Here is a 15,591-nt window from a genome sequence, read left to right as displayed (position 1 = left end):
GCGGCGAACGGATGACCATGGGGGAGGTCAGGTGACACACCCGCCGAAGAGCAGCACGGCACCGCCGTCGGCGGGCGCCGTCATGCCCGCGATCCCCCAGCAGCCCGCGCCGCCGGTGCCGCCCGCCCGGCCCGGCCCGCCCCCGGCGCCCCGCCGTACCGCCTTCGCCGAGGGCGTCGACCGGCTGCGGGCCGCCGCGACCACCGAGCCGGGGCGGCTGCGCGTCATCGGTGCCGTCCTCGCCGTGCTGGTCGTCGCGTTCGGCGCGGTCACCGCCTGGCAGACCGCCGAACGCGCGGCCGCCGCCGACGACGTGCTGCACAGCAGCCAGCCGCTCAGCTCCGGCGCCGCCGACATCTACCGCTCGCTGGCCGACGCCAACACCGCGGCCTCCAGCGGGTTCCTGGCGGGCGGTCAGGAGACCGCGGACTCGCGGGACCGGTACGAGAAGGACATCCGCACGGCCGCCGCCGGCCTCGTCACCGCCGCCGCCAACTCCGAGCCGGGCTCGCCGTCGGAGGCGGCCGTCGCCAAGCTGAACAAGCTGCTGCCCGAGTACAAGGGGCTCGTGGAGCGCGCCCGCACCTACAACCGGCAGGGCTATCCGGTCGGCGGCGCCTATCTGCGGTACGCGAACGAGAAGATGCAGAAGGAGATGCTCCCGGCGGCGGAGGACCTCTACAAGAAGGAGAACCAGCGGCTGAACGCCGACTACGGGGACGCGACGCCCTACCCGTGGGCGGCGATCGCGCTCGGCGTACTCACCCTGGCCGCGCTCGGCTGGGCCCAGCACCGCACCTACCGGCGTACCAACCGCGTCCTCAACCACGGCCTGGTGGCCGCCTCCACCGCCACCGCGGTGGCCCTGCTGTGGCTGGTGGTGGGGCACACGCTCGCCAGGTCGGGCCTGGACGGCTCCTACGACAACGGCGTCCGCTCGCTGAACGTCCTGCACGACGCCCGCATCGCCTCCCTGAAGGCGCGGGGCAACGAGAACCTCAGCCTGGTGGCGCGCGGCGCCGAGACCGTCACGGTGGGCGGACAGACGTACGACGCCTACTACTACGACTTCGACCGGGACATGGGCGTCCTCGCCAAGGGCCTCACCGACGCCCGCGGGCTCGCCGACGACGACGCGGGCACCGGGCCGGTCAAGGCGGCCGAGGGCAACATGGCGGTGTGGAAGCAGCGCCACGCCTCGGCCCGCGCCGAGGACGAGAACGGCAACTACCAGCAGGCGCTGGACAAGGTGATAGGCGGCGCCGACGCCACCGGCGCGTGCTTCGACAGCGTGGACCGCAATCTCGCCAAGGCCATCGGCCACGAGCAGACCGAGTTCCAGCGGGCCGCCGGTGACGGGCGGAACGCGATGACCGGGCTGCCCGTCGGCGCCGCCGTACTGGGCGTGCTCGGCGCGGCGTTCGCGGTGGCCGGTGTCGGGCGCAGGCTTTCGGAGTACCGGTGACAGGGGGCGTGACGATGTACGCGAGCCGTGTACGTGCCTCCTTGCGGGGCTGGGGCGGGGTCGGCGCGATGGCGGTGCTGTGCGCGCTGGCCCTGGCCTTCGCACTGCTGCTGCCGTGCACGCAGCCGCCTCACGACGACAGCGGCGCGCGGACCGCCGGCCCGGGCGTCGCGAAGGGCAGCCAGGCACGCGCCGGCGACTGCGAGGACTCCGAGGCGCAGAAGCAGACGCTGTCCCCGTCCGGCGCGGACGGCCCGACCATCGACGCCATCAAGTCCCGTACGGGCGCCAAGCGCAAGCTGGTCGTCGGCGTCGACCAGAACAGCTACCACTGGGGCTACCGCAACCCGAACACCGAGACCGCCCAGCTCGAGGGCTTCGACATCGACCTCGTCCACAGAATCGCCGAGGACATCCTCGGCGACCCGGACGCGGTGCAGTTCAAGGCCATCCCGACCAGCCAGCGCATACCCGCGATCAAGGACGGCCGGGTCGACATGGTGGTCCGCACGATGACCATCACCTGCGAGCGCCTCGACGACGTGGCGTTCTCCGCGCCCTACTTCAAGACCGGGCAGCAGGTGCTCGCCCCCAAGTCCTCGCCCGTCAAGGGCTACGACGGCACGCTCGCGCACAAGAGGATCTGCACGGCGTCCGGTTCCACGGCGTACGGCAAGCTGAAGGCCGACCGGGACGCGGGCGACCTGCCCGCCTCCGCCGACATCTCCACCACCGTCCCCAACCAGCTCGACTGTCTGGTGCGGCTCCAGCTCGGTGAGGTCGACGCGGTGGTCACCGACGGCGCCCTCGCCGCCAGCCAGGCCGCCCAGGACCCGACGGTCGCTCTGAAGGGTGACGCGTTCACCACCGAGTACTACGGCGTGGCGATGAAGAAGGACGCCACCGACCTGGTACGCCGGGTCAACCGCATCCTGGTCGACTACCGCGCGGACGGCTGGCAGGCGTCGTACGACAGGTGGCTGTCGGCCACACTGGGCAAGGACTCGGACCCTTCCAAGCCGCCCGCGCCGCAGTACCTGCGCAAGAGCTGAACCCGACCCGACCCAGGCCAACCACACAGCAGCGAGAGGTGATCGATGGGCGTCACGGACCCCGCCGGGCCGGTGATGGACCGGGACGAGGTGGACCGTGCGCTGGCGCGGCTCGGCGCGGAGCACGAGGCGATCGAGACCTCGCTGCTCGCCCTCCAGGACCACGCGGGCCGCAGACTCCTCGAAGGCGCCGAGCTGACCGGCGTCACCCAGCTCCGCTGGCAGGCCACCGAGGCGTCGATCACCCTGCTGTGGGCGTACTTCGACGCCTACACCGCGGCGCTGCGCTCCGCCCGGGAGATCCGCGCCCGGCGCCGCTGGTCCAGCCGCGAGGACCTGGCGGAGCTGACCGAGCTGCTGCGCGGCGCTTCCGTCACCGTGCCCGGCGGCACCGGTCCCGCGGCCACCGCGAAGCTCAGCGAGAGCTTCTCGCTCACCACCCTGGTCGACCGGATGAACGAGCTGTACGCGTCCTCGCTCGACCTGGTCGTCACCGCCGACGCGGTCTGGTCGGCGCTGCCCGCCCGGATCGATTTACTCGCCGCGGAGCTCCAGCGCACCCGCAGGCTCGCGCACTCCGTCGGCGTCCGCCCGGGCGAGCACCCGGCCGGTGACGACCTGGAGCACATCACGCGCACGCTGACCGCCCTGCGCGCGGACGTGGTCTCCGACCCGCTCGCCTTCTGGGTGCGGGCCGAGGGCAGTTCGGCGCCCGGCGGCGGGCGTCCGGACACCACGGTGTACGACCGCGAGGCGCGCGCCCTGGAGGACGTGCGGCGGGAGATCGACGCGGTGCTGACGGTCCGGCAGGACGCGGAGGCGCGGCTGATCCGGCTGCGGGACGTGCTCTCCCGCGCGGACCGCACCCTCGCCGAGGCGCGCACCGCGCGCGGAGAGGTGCTGGCGAAGATCGCGGCGACCGAGGTGCCGGTGGTCAGCGGACCGCCGACCGCGCTGCAGGAGCAGCTGGCCGCGGCCGCCGAGTACCGGCGGCACGCGCAGTGGCACCGGCTCTCCCCGCTGCTGGAGTCCCTGGAGCGGAAGGCCGACGACGAACTGCTGCGCGCGCGTGAGTCGCTGACCGCCGTGACCGCGCCGCTCGCGGTCCGCGCCGAGCTGCGCGGCCGGCTGGACGCGTACCGGGCGAAGACCACCCGCAACGGCCTCGCCGAGGACCCGCTGCTGGTCGAGCGGTACGACGCGGCCCGTCGGATGCTGTGGAGCGCCCCCTGCGACCTGCGCGTCGCCGAACAGGCCGTGCTGCGCTACCAGCAGGCGGCGGCCGAGCTGCTCGGCGCACCGGGCGTCCCCCGGCAGGGCGGACCCGAGGACCGTAGAGGTGAGTCGTCATGAGTCAGGCACAGCGGACGTGCCAGCGGCCCGGCTGCGAGGGCTCCTACGAGGACGTCGGCGGCGGCGAGCTGTACTGCGACACCTGCGGTCTTGCCCCGGTCGTGTCGCCTGGGGGTCCCCCCTCCGGGGGAGGCATGGTCGGCTCGCCGGCCACGGGCGTCACGAAGGGCTCGGCGGCGAGCGGCGGTTCGGGCGCCGGCTCTCGCAGTACGCGCACCTCCTCGCAGTCGTCGAGGTCGCGGCGCTCGGTGTCGGGGCGGCTGTCGCGCTCCCTGTCGGGCGGCTCCAGCGCCCGCTCGGTGTCGGTGCGCAGCTCCGGCGCGTCCTCCGGCACCTCGACCCGCGGCCGGCTCGGCGCCGGGCTGGTCTCGGTGCCGCAGGTGCCGCGGCCCGACCCGCGCGCGATGGTGCTGGAGAACCCGGAGGTGCCCGAGCGCAAGCGGTTCTGCTCGCGGTCCGACTGCGGGGCGCCGGTCGGGCGCGCCCGGGGCGAGCGGCCGGGACGCACGGAGGGGTTCTGCACCAAGTGCGGGCACCCGTACTCGTTCGTGCCGAAGCTGAAGGCCGGGGACATCGTGCACGGCCAGTACGAGGTCGCGGGCTGTCTCGCGCACGGCGGCCTCGGCTGGGTCTACCTCGCCGTGGACCGGGCCGTGTCCGACCGGTGGGTGGTGCTCAAGGGCCTGCTGGACACCGGCGACCAGGACGCGATGGCGGCGGCCATCTCCGAGCGGCGGTTCCTCGCGGAGATCGAGCACGCCAACATCGTGCGGATCTACAACTTCGTCGAGCACCTCGACCAGCGCACCGGCTCCCTCGACGGCTACATCGTCATGGAGTACGTCGGCGGCAAGTCGCTGAAGGAGATCGCCAACGCCCGCCGCACGCCCGACGGCAGACGTGACCCGCTGCCGGTGGAGCAGGGCTGCGCGTACGGCATCGAGGCCCTGGAGGCGCTCGGCCATCTGCACAGCCGCAACCTGCTGTACTGCGACTTCAAGGTCGACAACGCCATCCAGACCGAGGACCAGCTCAAGCTGATCGACATGGGCGCCGTGCGCCGCATGGACGACGACGAGTCGGCGATCTACGGCACGGTCGGCTACCAGGCGCCGGAGGTCGCGGACGTCGGCCCGTCGGTGGCCAGCGACCTGTACACGGTGGGCCGTACGCTCGCCGTCCTCACCTTCGACTTCCAGGGCTACACGAACGTCTTCGTGGACTCCCTGCCCGACCCGGACAACATCGAGGTCTTCCACCGCTACGAGTCCTACTACCGGCTCCTCGTCCGCGCCACCGACCCCGACCCGGCCCGCCGGTTCGCCTCCGCGCAGGAGATGTCGGAGCAGCTGACCGGCGTGCTCCGCGAGGTCGTCTCCCTGCAGACCGGGCAGGCCAGACCCGCTCTGTCCACGCTGTTCGGGCCCGAGGTGAAGGTCGTCGACACGGAGCTGTTCCCGAAGGCGCACGGGGACGTGTCGCTGCTCGGGGCGCGTCCGGCGCGCGGTGCCGTACCGGCCGCCGCGCTGCCCGGGCCGGCCGTCGTCAGGCCCGTGGACACGGCCGCCGCCGCCCTGGCGCTGCCGGTGCCGCTGGTCGACCCGAACGACCCCAACGCCGGTTTCCTGGCCGGGCTCATGGCGTCCGCGCCGGCCGAGCTGATCAGCGCCCTGGACGCGGCGCCCGCGCCGAGCGTGGAGTCGCGGCTGCGGCAGCTCAGGGCCCGGCTGGAGAGCGGCGACCACCGGGCCGCGCTCACGGCCCTGAACGAGCTGGAGGGCGAACGGCCCGACGACTGGCGGGTGGTCTGGTACCGCGGGGTGGCGGCGCTGGTCACCGGGGACTTCGAGGGTGCCGCGCTGGGCTTCGACGCGATCTACGACGCCTTCCCCGGCGAGGCCGCGCCCAAGCTGGCGCTCGGCCTGTGCGCGGAGGTGCTGGGCCAGTTGGACAACGCGGCCGAGTACTACCGCCTGGTGTGGTCGACCGACCCGAGTTTCGTCAGCGCCGCCTTCGGGCTGGCCCGGGTGCGGCTCGCGGCCGGTGACCGGAGTGGTGCCGTCGGCACCCTGGAGTCGGTGCCCGAGTCGTCCATCCACTACACGGCCGCCCGGGTCGCCGCCGTCCGGGCCCGGCTGCGCGGGCGTACGCCGGGCGCCGGTGACGTACCGTTCCTCGACGACCTGACGGCCGCCGCCGGGCAGGTCGAGGCGCTGGACGCGTACGGTCTGGACCCGGCACGCCGCGAGCAGTTGTCCGCCGAAGTGCTCGGCAGCGCGCTGGACTGGGTACTCTCCACAGGCCGGGACACCGTCCCGCCGGCCGCCGGCGGACGGCGGGTGCTCGGCAGCGGTCTGGACGAACGGGGCCTGCGCTTCGGCCTGGAACGCGCGTACCGCACGCTGGCCAGGCTGGCGCCCGGCGGCGAGGAGAGGATCGAGCTGGTGGAACGGGCCAACCGTTACCGCCCCCGGACGTGGGTGTAGTTGATGTCACAGATGCCCCAGCAGGCCGCACTGGCGAAGTGCCCGAGCTGTGCCGAGCCGCTCGAGTCGGGTGACCTCTTCTGCGGCGCGTGCGGATACGACCTGTCCGTCGTGCCCGCCGCGCCGCAGGACCACCCGACCCTCACCATGACCGGCTCCGCCGGGACCGGGGACGGCGTGGACTGGCCGGCCCCGGAGCCCGCCGGTTCCGGCAGCACCCAGCCGGCGGCGCACTCGTCGACCGATGTGCCCGGCACCGACTCGGGCGGCAACGCGCTGCACCACGAGGAGCCGGCCGCGCCCGGCGTCCGCTTCGACCGGCGCCCGGAGCCCGACGAGTACCCGCTGCAGGCCCCCGACCCGCGTGCCTCGGCCGGTCCCGCCGCGCCCTCGGCGCCGGCCGCTCCCGACCCGGCCGCTGATCCCGCGCAGGTCTGCGTGGCCTGCCGGGCCGGGCGGGTGGACGACGACGGCTACTGCGAGAACTGCGGGCACGCCCAGCCCCGGGAACGCGACCGCATGGAGCGGGAGTCGGGCCCGGTCGCCGCGGTCAGCGACCGCGGCCTGCGCCACCACCGCAACGAGGACGCGTTCGGCGTCGCCCACACCGCGCTGCCCGACGGCTCCCCCGCGACGCTGGCCATCGTGTGCGACGGTGTGTCCTCGGCGACCCGGCCGGACGAGGCGTCGATGGCCGCCTCGCAGGCGGCCGTCGACACCCTGCTGGCCGCCCTGCCCCGCGGCACCCACCCGCAGGCGGCGATGCACGAGGCGATCGTCGCCGCCGCACAGGCCGTCAACTCCCTGGCCGAGGAGCCCGAGGCGGCGCGCGAGCACGACCCGCACCAGAACTCCCCGGCGTGCACCATCGTCGGCGCGATCGTCACGGGCGGGCTGCTGGTGGTCGGCTGGGTGGGCGACAGCCGCGTCTACTGGGTGCCGGACGACAGGTCCGCGCCCCCGGCCCGGCTCACCGAGGACGACTCCTGGGCCGCGCAGATGGTCGCGGCCGGCCTGATGAGCGAGGCGCAGGCGTACGCCGACGAGCGCGCCCACGCGATCACCGGCTGGCTCGGCGCGGACGCCTACGAACTGGAGCCGCACACCGCCGCCTTCAAGCCGGACCGGCCCGGAGTCGTCCTGGTGTGCACCGACGGTCTGTGGAACTACGCCGAGACGGCCGAGGAGATGGCCGAGGTCGTACCCGCGGACGCGGCCGCCCGTCCGCTGCACAGCGCCCAGGTTCTGGTCGGCCACGCCCTGGACGGCGGGGGCCACGACAACGTAACAGTGGCCGTCGTGCCGTTCCCCGCACCGCCGCAGGGGGCAGGATCGGCCTGAGGCCGCACCACCACGGGGAAGTCCCGGCGGGCCGGAGGGGACCGGTCCGTCCAACGGCATTGCCTCGCGCCAGCGGGGCGTCACAGGGGGATCTGAACAGTCATGGCCAATTTCGCCAAGCCGAACGTCCCGCAGTTCTCGGTCGACGTCTACCAGAACGAGTACCTGCCCGAGGGCGGCCGTGAGGTCAACGCCATCGTCACCGTGACCGCCACCGGCGGCGGCACGGTGGGCGGCGCCGTCGCGGCCCCGCACCTGTACGCGCCCGGCCAGGGGCCCTCCGCGGCGGTCGCCCTCATGGTCGACTGCTCGGGCTCCATGGACTATCCGCCGACCAAGATGCGCAACGCCAGGGACGCCACGGCCGCCGCGATCGACACCCTGCGCGACGGGGTGCACTTCGCGGTGGTCGGCGGTACGCACGTGGCCAGAGACGTCTACCCGGGCGGCGGGCGGCTCGCGGTCGCCGACGCCACCACCCGCGAGCAGGCCAAGCAGGCGTTGCGCCGGCTCGGTGCGGGCGGCGGCACGGCCATCGGCACCTGGCTGCGGCTCGCCGACCGACTGCTGTCCTCGGCGGACGTGGCCATCCGGCACGGCATCCTGCTGACCGACGGCCGCAACGAGCACGAGTCGCCGCAGGACCTGCGGGCGGCACTGGACGAGTGCGCCGGCCGGTTCACCTGTGACGCGCGTGGCGTGGGCACCGACTGGGAAGTGAAAGAAGTCACAGGCATCGCCTCCGCGCTGCTCGGCACCGCCGACATCGTCGCCGACCCGGCGGGGCTGGCCGCCGACTTCACGCGGATGATGGAGAAGGCGATGGGCAAGGAGGTCGCCGACGTGGCGCTGCGGGTGTGGACCCCGGCCGGCGCGAACCTCCGGTTCGTCAAGCAAGTGGCGCCCGCCGTCGAGGAGTTGACGGACCGCCGCACCGAGGCGGGACCGCGGGCCGGGGACTATCCCACCGGGTCCTGGGGTGACGAGTCGCGCGACTACCACCTGTGCGTGGAGGTTCCGGCGGCCGGTCTCGGCCAGGAGATGCTGGCCGCCCGGATCTCCCTGGTCGTGCCGCAGCCGGACGGGGAGGTGCGCAACCTCGGCGGCCAGGGGCTGGTCAGGGCGGTGTGGACCGACGACATGGCGGCCTCCACCTCCATCAATCCCCAGGTCGCCCACTACACCGGGCAGGCCGAACTGGCGCAGGCCATCCAGCAGGGCCTGGACCTTCGCAAAGCGGGCGATTTCGAGCGGGCAACGGCCAAACTGGGGCGCGCCGTTCAGCTCGCGAGCGCCTCGGGCAACGCGGACACCGCGAAACTCCTTTCGAAGGTGGTGGACGTGGTCGACGCCGCGACAGGTACTGTGCGGTTGAAGGCGAAGGTCGCGGAGGCCGACGAGATGACCCTCGAGACCCGGTCCACAAAGACTGTTCGTGTAAAGAAGTGACCCGCGGGAGACCGCGGGACGACCAGGAAGAGATCCGGACGTACCGGAGGACCCTCAGGAGAAGGGGAAGCGCCGACATGCCGACCTGCCCGAACGGACACCAGTCGGGTTCCGACGACTGGTGCGAGGTCTGCGGTCACCGCATGGCCGGTGCCGTACCCCCGCCCCCTCCGCCGCCCCCGCCCGGCGGTGGCTACGGCTTCCCGCCGCAGGGCGCCCAGTCCGGCGGCCGCCCGCCCGGCGGCCACGAGCCGGAGCTGTGCCCGCAGTGCCGCACGCCCCGCGAGGGCGGCGCGCCGTTCTGCGAGGAGTGCCGGTGGAACTTCCTGACCAACACGGCCACTTCGTACACCCCGGCCGCCCCGCGCACGCCGCAGCCCCGCTTCGAGCCGCCGAGCACGACGTACGGCGGCGGTGACTCGTACGAGTACCAGGGCTCACGTCCCTCGCAGGTGAACCGGCCCGCCGAGCCGATCCCGTCCTTCGGCAGCGAGCCGTCGGGCCCGACGCCGTTCGCCGGCGAGCGCGGTCCGTCCGGCTTCGGTGGCGGCGGCCGGCCGCCGGCCGGTCAGCCGCCGTTCGGGGGCGTACCGGGGCAGCAGGGCCCGGGCGGCCCCGGTGGCCCCGGCGGTCCCTCCGGTTTCGGGAGCGGTCCGGGCGGTCCCGGTGGTCCGGGCGGCCCGCCGCCGTTCGGCCGTGAGCCCGGTGGTCCGGGCGGCCCCGGTGGTCCCGGCCCCTCCGGCTTCGGTGGCGACCCCTCCCGTACGGTTCCGCCGCCGCCCGGCCCGACCCCGCCCGCGGGTCCCGGCGGCCCGGCCGGCGGTCCGCCGCAGGCCTTCCAGCAGCCCGGCGCGCCCGCCTTCCCCCAGCAGACCCGGCCCCCGGCCGGCGGCGGGCCCTTCGGCGGCGGTGAGGACGACTGGGTGATCTCCCCGCCGTCCGCCGGCCCCGGTGGCCCCGGCGGCGGCTACGGCTACCCGCAGCCCGGCGCCACCCAGGCCCCGCCCGGCCATGGCTTCCCGCAGGCCGCGCAGGGCCCTGCCACCTGGACCGCGACCATCGGCCCGGACCGCGACTACTTCATGGCGATGATGCAGCGCTCCGGTCCCGAGGCCGCGGGCCTGAACCTGCCCGCCTACTCGCCCGAGCAGCAGCGCACGCTCAGCGGCAACCAGGTCACCATCGGCCGTCGCCGGCACTCCACCGGCGACACCCCCGACATCGACCTGTCCGTGCCGCCGGAGGACCCGGGCGTCTCGCACCAGCACGCGGTGCTGGTGCAGCAGCCGGACGGCAACTGGGCGGTCGTCGACCAGAACTCGACGAACGGCACCACGGTCAACGGCTCCGACGAGCCGATCCAGCCGTTCGTGCCGGTGCCGCTGCAGGACGGCGACCGGGTGCACGTGGGCGCCTGGACGACGATCACCGTCCGCAGGGGCTGAGGCGCCTCACGGGAGGGGCCAGGCGTACGGCCCCTCCGGGTCGTCCAGCCAGGCCCAGGTGCGCCCGTCGCCGACCGTGACGCCGTAGCGCTCCCGGTCGGGACAGCCCTCGCGCTCCCACAGCGCGTGTGCCGCCCGCGGGTCCAGCGTGCCCCGGGTCAGGTCGAGCAGGAACCGGAACGCCTCCTGCTCGCCGGCCCGGCCGGGCAGCCCGCTCAGGGACACCGCCTCCGCTTCCGCCCGGCCCGCGCCGCGCAGCGGCACGAAGTAGGCGGCCGTGGGCAGGAAGCGGCCCTCGGCGTGCCCGGGGTCGCGGACGGTGAGGGCGAGCAGACCGGTGGCCAGCGGCGTCAGGATCCGCCCTCCGGGCCGGCACTGGGCGAGCCAGGCGCCCGGCACCGTGGGCAGCCCGCAGGTGGCGATGATCCGGTCGAAGGGCGCGCGCTCCGGCACTCCCCGGGCGCCGTCGCCGGTGACGACGGCCGGGTGGTGACCGGCCGCCGCCAGGTGCTGCCGGGCCGACTCGGTGATCTCCGGGTCGAGGTCGACGGTGGTGACGAGGTCGTCGTCGCCGAGCCGGTGGGCGAGCAGAGCGGCGTTGTAGCCGGTGCCGGCGCCCACCTCCAGGACCCGGTCGCCGTCCTCGACGCGCAGCGCGGCCAGCATCAGCGCCATCAGGGAGGGCTGGCTGCTGGAGGAGAGCAGTTCGCCGTCGCGCAGCCGGGTCGCCAGCGGGGTGTCGGCGTAGGCGCCGCACACCCAGCGCTCCCGGGCCTCGGGGTCCGGGCTCTGCCCCCAGCGGCGTTCGTAGCCGCCCCTGACCCCGACGTAGTAGTACGGCACGAACAGGTGCCGGGGCACCGCCGCGAACGCCTCCCGCCACACCGGGTCCTCGGCCCAGGACCCCTCGGCGTCGATCTCCCGCACCAGCGCGGCCCGCGCCACGGTGGCCAGACGTTCGATCCCGGTGTCGTAGGCGCCCATACCCCCACAGTAGGGGCGCGGTGTGCCGAGGAGCCCCGGACGGACCGGGTCCTAGGCCTGGAGTCCTGGGTCACCCGGTCTGAGACGATGGACGGGTGAATGAGATTCGGCGCGGCACGCTTCAGGAGCAGACGTTCTACGAGCAGGTCGGCGGGGAGGAGACCTTCCGCCGGCTCGTCCACCGTTTCTACGAGGGGGTCGCCGAGGACCCGCTCCTGAAGCCGATGTACCCGGAGGAGGACCTGGGCCCGGCCGAGGACCGGCTGACCCTGTTCCTCATCCAGTACTGGGGCGGCCCCAGCACCTACAGCGAGAGCCGCGGCCACCCGCGGCTGCGCATGCGGCACGTGCCGTTCACCGTGAACCGTGCCGCCCACGACGCCTGGCTGAAGCACATGCGGGTCGCCGTCGACGAGCTGGGCCTGACCGAGGAGCACGAGCGCACGCTGTGGAACTACCTGACGTACGCGGCGCAGTCGATGATCAACACCCCCGACTGACCGGCTGAATCCCGGATTCCGTGCATTGGGCGCCGGATTCCGGTCACGATCCGGTATAGACCGGTCGGCAACCGGTTACCCGTGACCGGCCCCCTCTGCGAGCATCAGCCGAGATCGACAGAGCGCTTGCGGAAGTCCGGACGACACGGGGGTCGGGTGACGGGGTTCGTCGTCTCACGCGCGCGGGCACACCGCCTGCTGCTCGGCTCCGCGCTGCTCACGGTGCTGCTGACCACCGCCGTGCTGGCCACGCTCACGGCGTACTCGGGCGCGATCGGCACCGCGGCGATGCGCCACGTGCTGAACGACCCGCGCAACGCGGCCGCAACGGCGCTGATCGTCAAGGCCGACGTCCCCGCCGGGCAGCGCGCCGCCGCCGACACCGCCGTGCGCGAGGGCGCCCGGAACACCTACGACGGGCTGCCGGTGACCGTGCGGACGCTGCGCCGCTCCGGCCCGTACGCGCTGCCCCTGTCCCTGCGGCCGCCCGCGCGGCGCTCGGGCGACCCGGACCTGACCTACTTCGCGGCGCTGGACCACACCCAGGTGCGGCCCACCGCCGGGCGGCTCCCGGGGCGCGGGGCCGGCGAGATCGAGGTGGCCGTCCCGCAGGCCGCCGCCCGGCCGCTCGGCCTCGGACCGGGCGACCGCCTCACCCTGGCCGACCGGCTCGGCGACCGGAAGGTCCGGGTGCGCGTCACCGGGCTCTATCGGCCCGCCGCCACCACCGCGTCGTACTGGCGGCTGGACGACCTGCTCGGCCGCGGTGTGAAGAGGTCCGGCTTCACCACGTACGGTCCGATGCTCGCCGATCCCTCGGTCCTCGCCGGCAAACGGGTGAGCACCGGTGGGACGGCCTGGCTGGCGTCGGCCGACTTCGGCACGATGACGACCGGGCGCACGGGCGAACTGCGCGAAGCCGTACGGGCGGGGAGCGGGGACCTGCGCAAGGCCACCGCCCTGCGCGGTGCCACGGCGGTGACTACCTCGCTGCCGGACGTGCTGGACCGCATCGACCGCTCGCTGCTCGTCGCCCGCTCCACCCTGCTGATCGTCGCGCTCCAGCTGGTGCTGCTCGGCGGGTACGCGCTGCTGCTGGTGGCCCGGCTGCTGAGCGCCGAACGGGTCGCCGAGACCCGGCTGCTCAGGGCGCGCGGCGCGTCCCGCCCCCGGATCGCGGCCCTCGCCGGGGCCGAGTCCCTGCTGCTCGCCCTCCCCGCGGCCCTCTGCGCGCCGTTCCTCGCCGGACCGCTCACCACCCTGCTCACCGACCGCGGCCCGCTGGCCGGTCTCGACCTGCGCCTCGACCTCCCGCCCGCCGGGAGCCCCGGGGTGTGGCTGGTGGCGGTGGCGGTGGCCCTGGGCTGCGCGCTGACGGTGACACTCCCCGCGCTGACGGGCACCGGCGCGGAACCCTCCGGCCGTCGCGGGCGGCGGGGCGCGGAGTCCGGCCGGGCACGCGGTCCGCGCGCTCCCCGGTTCCGCGTGCGCCGATCCGGGGGCCCGCACGGGGCCCGGCCTCGCCGCGCGGGCGGCGGGCTCGTTCCCACCCCGCTCCGCGCGGGCGCCGACATGGGCCTGCTCGCCGTGGCCGGGGTCGCCTACTGGCAGTTGGGGCAGCAAGGCTCCGGGGGCGTAGCCACCGACCGGTCGGGGACGCTCGGGGTGGATCCGCTGCTGGTCGCCGCGCCCGCGCTGGCGCTGCTCGCCGGGACCGTGCTGACGCTGCGGCTGCTGCCGCCGGTGGCGCGGCTCGCGGAACGGTGGGCGGCGGCCGGCCGGGGGCTGCCGGCGGCGCTGGCCGGCTGGCAGTTCAGCCGCCGCACCGCGCGCGCGGCGGGGCCGGTGCTGCTGCTGGTGCTCGCCGTCGCGCTCGGCATGCTGGCCATCGGCCAGGGTGCCTCCTGGAACCGCTCGCAGGACGACCAGGCCGACTTCCGCGCCGGGGCACCGGTGCGGGTGCTGGACGCCGGGCAGGGCGGACTCGGCCGTACGGAGGTCTACTCGGCCCTGCCGCAGGTCCGCGAGGCGGTGCCCGTCGAACGCGGCGAGCAGGGCCTGTCCGGTGACCGTACGGCGACCGTGCTGGCCGTGGACACCGCGCACGCGGCGAGCGCGCTGCTGATGCGCCCGGACCTCGCGGACGAACCCGTGAAGTCACTGCTGGCCGGGCTGACGCCGAAGGACCCCCCGGCGGGGGCCCGGGTACCGGCCCACACCGCCCGGCTGCGGCTGACGGCGGGCCTGCGCAGCTCCACCGGGCCCGGGACGACCGCCCAGGTCACGGTCCGGCTGGAGGACGCGGCCGGGGTGTCGTACTCGATGCCGGCCGGACCGCTGCCGGCCGACGGCCGCCCGCACACCCTCGTCCTCGACCTCGGCTCCGCCGCCGGCCCGGCGCTGCTCACCGGGCTACGGCTCGACATGCCCCAGCCCGCCGGGCGCGCCGAGCGGCACCGGATCACGATCCAGGACCTGACCGCCGAGGCCACCGACGGAACCCGGAGCCCGCTCGCCCTGCCGGCTTCCTGGACCACGGCCGTGGAGACCGGCGGCGCGGCCGTCCCGTCCCCGCGCACGGACCCCACCCGGCCCCGGGTCGTCTCCACCCGTCCCCTGGCCTTCTCCTACGGCACCGGCTACCTGCCGGATCCCGACATCTGGACGGTCGCCACGGTGTCCGTGCGGTTCCAGGTGGCGCGGCCCGCGCCGCCCGAGGTACGGGCCGTCGCGACCGACCGGTTCCTGACCTCGGCGGGCGCCCGCACCGGCCAGCGCCTGGACGTCACCGTCGGCGGCGAGAGCCTGACGGTGCGGATCGTCCGGTCGGTACGGGCGCTGCCCTCCACCGGAACCCCGGCCGCCATCGACCACGACGGCGGCGCGGTGCTGGTCGACCTGCGCGCCGCGAACCGGGCGCTGCAGGCGCGGTACGGGGAGAGCGCCGCCCCGAACGAGTGGTGGCTGCGGACGGCGCCCGGTAACGCGGCCCGGGTGGCCGCCGCGGTACGGGCGCTGCCGGACGTCGACCCGGAACAGGTGGTGGTCCGCGACGAGATCGCCGCCGAGCTGCGCGAGGACCCCTTCGGCGCCGGGCCCACGGCCGCGTTCACCGCGGCCGCCGTGGTGGCGGCGGCGCTCGCCGCGGTCGGCTTCGCGGTGGGCGCCGCCGGCTCGCTGCGGGCACGCGAGGCGGACTTCGCGGTACTGCGCGCCCTCGGTGCCCCGCGCCGCCGGCTGGCCCGGACCGTCGCCGCCGAACTCGCCGTACTGGTGGGCCTGGCCCTCGTGGTGGGCGCGGTCCTGGGCACCGTACTGGCCCGGGGAGTACTGCCATTGATCGTGCTGACCGGCGAGGCCACCCGGCCCGTACCCGGGCTGCTGGTGCGACTGCCTCCCGGACAGGTGGCGTTGCTGCTGGCGGGCGTCGCCGCGGCGCCGCTGGCGGTGGCCGTGGTGACGGCGCTGCGCCGGGCCGATCCGGCCCGGGCACTGCGTGGACACGGGGGTGAGTGA

Annotated in this window: 10 protein-coding genes; 9 read left to right on the top strand and 1 reads right to left on the bottom strand. The window is 75.0% G+C overall.

The features are described 5' to 3' along the window. Nucleotides 1–82: 82 nt before the first annotated feature. From ABZ478_RS01610 to ABZ478_RS01580, 7 genes are all read left to right on the top strand, one after another. Nucleotides 83–1,465, top strand: a complete 1,383-nt coding sequence (locus tag ABZ478_RS01610) for a hypothetical protein (protein ID WP_359544989.1) — start codon at nt 83–85, stop codon at nt 1,463–1,465. A 14-nt stretch (nt 1,466–1,479) separates the two neighbouring features. Further along, complete coding sequence (locus ABZ478_RS01605; protein ID WP_359544504.1) at nt 1,480–2,517, top strand: glutamate ABC transporter substrate-binding protein; 1,038 nt, start codon at nt 1,480–1,482, stop codon at nt 2,515–2,517. Between the two features lie 45 nt (nt 2,518–2,562). Then, the gene (locus ABZ478_RS01600) at nt 2,563–3,870 is read left to right on the top strand and encodes a hypothetical protein (protein ID WP_359544503.1); all 1,308 of its coding nucleotides are present in this window, start codon (nt 2,563–2,565) and stop codon (nt 3,868–3,870) included. Further along, on the top strand, nt 3,867–6,356 hold the full coding sequence (locus tag ABZ478_RS01595; protein ID WP_359544502.1) for a tetratricopeptide repeat protein: 2,490 nt from the start codon (nt 3,867–3,869) through the stop codon (nt 6,354–6,356). The genes ABZ478_RS01600 and ABZ478_RS01595 overlap by 4 nt, the downstream gene beginning before the upstream one ends. Before the next feature lie 3 nt (nt 6,357–6,359). Next, nucleotides 6,360–7,697, top strand: a complete 1,338-nt coding sequence (locus ABZ478_RS01590; protein WP_359544501.1) for a PP2C family serine/threonine-protein phosphatase — start codon at nt 6,360–6,362, stop codon at nt 7,695–7,697. A 102-nt stretch (nt 7,698–7,799) separates the two neighbouring features. Beyond that, nucleotides 7,800–9,146: a VWA domain-containing protein gene (locus ABZ478_RS01585; protein WP_359544500.1), complete on the top strand. Its 1,347-nt coding sequence runs from the start codon at nt 7,800–7,802 to the stop codon at nt 9,144–9,146. 77 nt (nt 9,147–9,223) lie between these two features. Continuing rightward, nucleotides 9,224–10,591 (top strand): FHA domain-containing protein, encoded by a 1,368-nt coding sequence (locus ABZ478_RS01580; protein WP_359544499.1) that lies wholly within the window; start codon nt 9,224–9,226, stop codon nt 10,589–10,591. 6 nt (nt 10,592–10,597) lie between these two features. On the opposite strand, the gene ABZ478_RS01575 is transcribed toward ABZ478_RS01580, so the two are convergent. Further along, nucleotides 10,598–11,575: a methyltransferase domain-containing protein gene (locus ABZ478_RS01575; protein WP_359544498.1), complete on the bottom strand. Its 978-nt coding sequence runs from the start codon at nt 11,573–11,575 to the stop codon at nt 10,598–10,600. A gap of 95 nt (nt 11,576–11,670) precedes the next feature. Between ABZ478_RS01575 and ABZ478_RS01570 the strand changes: the two genes are divergently transcribed. Together ABZ478_RS01570 and ABZ478_RS01565 are read left to right on the top strand one after the other, a co-directional pair. Further along, on the top strand, nt 11,671–12,075 hold the full coding sequence (locus ABZ478_RS01570; protein ID WP_359544497.1) for a globin: 405 nt from the start codon (nt 11,671–11,673) through the stop codon (nt 12,073–12,075). 156 nt (nt 12,076–12,231) lie between these two features. Beyond that, the gene (locus tag ABZ478_RS01565; protein WP_359544496.1) at nt 12,232–15,591 is read left to right on the top strand and encodes an ABC transporter permease; all 3,360 of its coding nucleotides are present in this window, start codon (nt 12,232–12,234) and stop codon (nt 15,589–15,591) included.

The organism is Streptomyces sp. NPDC005706, assembly GCF_040631045.1.
Taxonomy (GTDB): Bacteria; Actinomycetota; Actinomycetes; order Streptomycetales; family Streptomycetaceae; genus Streptomyces.
This window is presented reverse-complemented; position numbering and strand designations above follow the sequence as displayed.